Source organism: Thiomonas sp. TH-17, assembly GCF_057473305.1.
The window spans coordinates 1-4679 of sequence record NZ_JBYCKI010000175.1 but is presented as its reverse complement, the minus strand read 5'-3'; the positions used below and the strand labels follow the sequence as shown (position 1 = coordinate 4679).

4 protein-coding genes are annotated in these 4679 nt (G+C 56.4%); all 4 read left to right on the top strand.

Going from position 1 to position 4679, the window contains the following annotated elements; genetic code table 11:
• The coding region (locus tag AC2VLV_RS10590) for a phosphoheptose isomerase family protein (protein ID WP_486989949.1) at positions 1–782 on the top strand (782 nt) is incomplete at its 5' end.
• Positions 779–1714 (top strand): carbohydrate kinase family protein, encoded by a 936-nt coding sequence (locus tag AC2VLV_RS10585; protein ID WP_486989948.1) that lies wholly within the window; start codon positions 779–781, stop codon positions 1712–1714. The genes AC2VLV_RS10590 and AC2VLV_RS10585, both read left to right, overlap by 4 nt.
• Positions 1711–2667, top strand: a complete 957-nt coding sequence (locus tag AC2VLV_RS10580; protein WP_486989947.1) for a 1-phosphofructokinase family hexose kinase — start codon at positions 1711–1713, stop codon at positions 2665–2667. Before AC2VLV_RS10585 ends, AC2VLV_RS10580 begins: the two co-directional genes overlap by 4 nt.
• A gap of 514 nt (positions 2668–3181) precedes the next feature.
• A complete protein-coding gene (locus AC2VLV_RS10575) occupies positions 3182–4603 on the top strand; it encodes a sugar porter family MFS transporter (protein ID WP_486989946.1) in 1422 nt (473 codons plus the stop codon).
• The last annotated feature ends 76 nt before the right edge of the window (positions 4604–4679 follow it).

Below are 4679 nucleotides of genomic sequence, written 5' to 3'. Positions count from 1 at the left end.
TGATGGATGCGATGTTAGCCGAAGAGCCGAAATGGCGACATTTGATAGTAACTTGCAGCGCCGAAGGCAACTTGGCAACGCAGTATCGCAATAAAACACAAGTTTCGATGCTGCTCTTGTCCGAAGATACCAATGATCGCAGCTTGGTCATGACGAGCAGTACAACCAACCTTCTGCTGGCAGGCAGCGGGCTCTTGCAAGGCAAGCCCGGCGCGGAGGCCGCCGCCGCCATTACAGAGGCGCTTTTTTCTCGCTATGGCGACGCGTTAGCAGCATGGGGTGCGCGCCTACAAGATGCCATCGTCTACCTCGGGGACGGCGCAAGTTGGGGTGCGGCGCGTGAGGCTGCGCTCAAGATGCTGGAAATGTCCGGCGGTGCCCTGCGGGTCATGACGGAAACACACTTGGGCCTGCGCCACGGGCCAATGGCATGGCTGCGTCGCAATTCTGCGTTGGTCTCGTTTTTGTCGGGCGATGAATCTTTGCGCTGCTATCAAACCGACCTGCTGCGAGAACTTACCGAAAAGAAGCTGGCGCGCCATCGCATCGTGGTTGGTGAAAACTTGGATCCGACGTACGTCGGAGATGAAGGCTTGGCGATCGATCTTGCGGGACTGTACGCATTGCCGCCGATACAGCAAGCAATGGTCCACATTGTGATTGCCCAACTGCTGGCCTTCTTTCAGTCTATTGCCCAGGGACAGTCGCCGGACGCCCCCTCACAGGGAGCTTTGACGCGCGTGGTCCAACCATTCCCCATGCATCGGAGTAAAACAGCATGAAACCGATTTTGGTCGCTGGCGAAATCAACGTTGATCTGGTGTTCGGTGGTTGCCCCAGCATGCCGATGCCAGGTACGGAGATTCTGGCGGAGATTTTTCAACAAGTGCCTGGCAGCTCCTCGATGATCTGCGCAATGGGACTGGCGCGACTGGGCGAAGCGGTGAGCTTTGTCGGCCGCGTTGGCGATGATGAGCGCGGTAAATTTTGCCTTGATGCATTGCGTACGGCGGGCATCGATGTCACGGCGGCGCGGAACCATGCCACGCTATCGACGGGTCTCACGGTTGCAATTTCGACGGCTGCCGATCGGGCGCTAGTGACTTTCCCGGGAGCTATCGCGGCACTCTCAGTCGACGACGTGAGTGATGCCTTACTCGAATCTGCACGGCATCTTCACGTCTCTTCGTACTTTCTCCAAGCGCGTTTGCGACCGCATTTGCCAGCGCTGTTTGCGCGCGCCCACGCACTGGGCCTCAGCACCTCGCTCGACCCTGGCCACGATCCCGAGCAACGCTGGGGTGACTTCGATGAGTGGCAGGCGCTGCTTCGACAGGTGGATGCATTCTTGCCAAACCAGGTCGAAGTTTGTGCGATTACTCGCACGGATGACGTGCAGCAAGCATTGACCAAGCTGACCAATGGCGTGACTCAAACGGTGGTGAAGTGCGCAGAGAATGGCGCAGTCACGCTGGATTCCGCGCACGCGGTACTGCAAGTCGCTACCCGGTCGCCGGACCGCGTGGCTGACAGCACCGGCGCCGGGGATTCGTTTGACGCTGGCTTTTTGCATGCTTGGCTCGCTCAGCAACCGCTAGGCGAATGTCTGCGTTGGGGCAATGCGTGTGGCAGCCTATCGTTGCGCGGCTTTGGCGGCACCGCGACTCAAGCCGATATTAGTGAAGTACGGACTTGGTTAAAGCACGCGCCATGATCACCGTACTGGGCATCAATACAGCCATTGATCGCTGTATTGACTTGTCCGTACTGCGACCGGGCACGGTACAGCGGGCAACCGGAGTGCGTGTTGCACCAGGCGGCAAGGGTTTACACGTTGCACAAACGATCGTGGCCTTGGGTGAGCGGGCACGGCTTGTCGGAATGGATGACGCTGCGCACGCTGCGCTGCTGACCGACCATTTGCGACAGCGTGGAGTGGAATGGTATCCAACACGGAGCTTGCAGCCGCTACGTCAGTGCATGGCGTTGCGCGAAGACAGTGGCTGCGTGACTGAGGTATTGGAGCCCGGACCAACAGTCGATGCCGCGCGGAGGAAAGCACTATGGGATCGAGTTGCCTCGATGTTAGATTCCTCTGATGCGCTGGTGTTGAGCGGCAGCTTGTCTGAGGGATTTTCCACCGACACGTATGCACAGTTGGTAAGGGAAGCAAAGCGTCATAGTTTGTTGTGCCTCGTCGATGCCAGCGGTGAAGCATTGCGACAAGCGGTTCATGCGTGTCCATGGTCAATCAAACCCAACACAGATGAAGCATCGGCCCTCGTGGGTCACCCCGTACTGAGCATCGCGGACGCAGTGGAATCCGTGCTCTCTTGGCGCGCCTTGGGCATAGCTCGCCCTGTACTGACACTGGGCGCGAAGGGCGCAATTGCATGCGATGACGGCGGGATCTACCACGCCTGGAGCAACGGCGTCGCGACCCGTAACGCAGTGGGATCGGGGGACTGCTTTTTGGCGGCGATGGCAGTCAGCGCCGTGCGTGGCGATTCGGTCGAAGCGTCGCTTCGACTGGCCGTCGCCTGTGGCGCTGCAAACGCTGAAAATGAAGAAACCGGTTCTGTCACACTGGCCCAGGTGCAGACATGGACCCCGCGCGTCGAGCTTGCGCGTTTGGGCGATGCGGATTACTTGCCATCGCATCGCTAGCAAGACCATGAACGCGCTTTGCTATACGAAACATCAAAGTACCAGAAGAGTGGGGGAAATGAAGGATCGGCTGGACTCAACGACGCGAGCCTCTGGGCTGAGCGCACCGCAAGCGACGGGAATTGATGAGTTCCTGACACATGTGAACAAGGTTCTAGCGAGGCCGGAACGATGTGCCGTGATCGAGTCCATATATCCGAAACACTCTCGGCAAGCAGCCAGTGTGCGACAGGTGTGGCCCGCATGCCGCGCATCCACACTTCCCAGCATTGGTAAGCGCACACCCAAAGGATGGAGCCGATCATCCGCTACTGCGTGCACTCAGTAAGAGCAAGGCCCAAGGCATCAACAGCCAGTCATTGTCATTCAACACACAAGCTTACGCATCACCGTCCTGTTCCATTATAGCAACCCGGGACTCAGTCCAACCGGTCATCACGCTCGTGTCAAGCCCTGCGTTAACAGGTAATCCGCACGAATTTACGAATTGAGGCTGAGCCTAGAGGTTAATCAGATGCGGACCAGCAAAATGGCACTAATTATAATGTCGCTGTCAGGCGTTGGCGGCATTCTGTATGGCTATGACCTCGGTATCATTTCGGGTGCGCTGATGTTCATGAACAGCAGTCTCGCGTTGACACCTGCCGACTCGTCGCTAATCGTCGCTGCAGTGCTTGGTGGCGGCGCTTTCGCAACACTGTTCTCCGGACCGTTCGCTGACCGCTTTGGTCGCCGCTTATCACTAAATATTTCCGCAGTCGTTTTCATCGTAGGAATAGTTTTAGTTGTTTTCAGTCACAGCTTTATTGGCGTGCTTATCGGCCGCGTCGTGCAAGGCGTCGGAATTGGCATTATTACGATCGTAGTGCCATTATATCTTGTGGAAACAATGCCTCCGTCACTGCGAGGGCGAGGCGTAACGCTGTTTCAGCTATGTCTCACCTTCGGGATTTTGCTTGGTTATCTGATTGGCTATGCGCTCAATGCCAGTGGTGACTGGCGCATGATGTTTGCAACCATGCTCGTCCCGGCGATCGGTTTTCTGGCAGGTGGGCTATTTGCGCTGCCGCGTTCGCCGCGCTGGCTGTATCGACAAGGTCGAATCGAAGAGGCCAATGCAGTGCTGTCACGAATCCAACCCGCTACCGAGGCCAATCAAGCCATGGCAGAAATCAGGGCGGCCATTGGAGCGGAAACGAAGAATCAATCGAGCGACTGGCGTTTGCTGTTTCGACCTGGATATCGCAAGGCGTTTTATATTGCGTTAGCCATTGCGGTCCTGAACCAGCTTACCGGCATCAACACGGTGCTTCAGTTCAATACTCTCATCCTGCAGCAGTCAGGTCTGCACAATAACGCTACCGCGATACTTGGAAGCGTAGGCGTCGGGCTGGCAAACTTCGCCGTGACGATAGTTGCCTTCGCTCTAATTGATAAAATTGGCCGCAGACCATTACTGATATTGGGCACGGCGGGTTCAGGCATTGCCTTGCTTTTCCTTGGCATTGTCCATATGTTTTTTCCGGCTTCTCTCTTTGAAGGTTATGCAACGCTTGTTGGATTTGTTGCATTTGTCATTTTCTATGCGATCGGGCCCGGTGTGGTCGTGTGGTTGGCCATCTCTGAAGTCTTGCCGCTCGCTGTACGTGCCAAAGGCATGGCTGTAGCATTGTTTGCCAATTCACTGGCATCTGCGGGTCTTGCCATCGTATTCATGACTGCTATCCAGCTTTTGGGGTATGGTAGCGTGTTCCTGCTGCTGACTTTCTTTGCCTTCCTGTACTTCCTGGTGGCCATTCTTGCGTTACCTGAAACTAGGGGGCAGACGCTGGAGAGTATAGAGGAAGGGCTTATAGCTGGTGCGAAGCGTTCCAAAGACTCGCTTGCACCGACATTACTTAAGTGTCAAGACCCGCCTGGTTCTTTAATCGCCTGACGAAGATTTCGGGATGATTTTTGCGCCACAGGTCCATGGTTTGTCGAGGCGTGCGGTGACCCAGCGCGCGTTGCGG

Excerpts from the sequence above, each read along its gene's own strand:
- AC2VLV_RS10585 (WP_486989948.1), top strand. The coding sequence starts at position 779 with ATGAAACCGATTTTGGTCGCTGGCGAAATCAACGTTGATCTGGTGTTC.
- AC2VLV_RS10580 (WP_486989947.1), top strand. The coding sequence starts at position 1,711 with ATGATCACCGTACTGGGCATCAATACAGCCATTGATCGCTGTATTGAC.
- AC2VLV_RS10575 (WP_486989946.1), top strand. The coding sequence starts at position 3,182 with ATGCGGACCAGCAAAATGGCACTAATTATAATGTCGCTGTCAGGCGTT.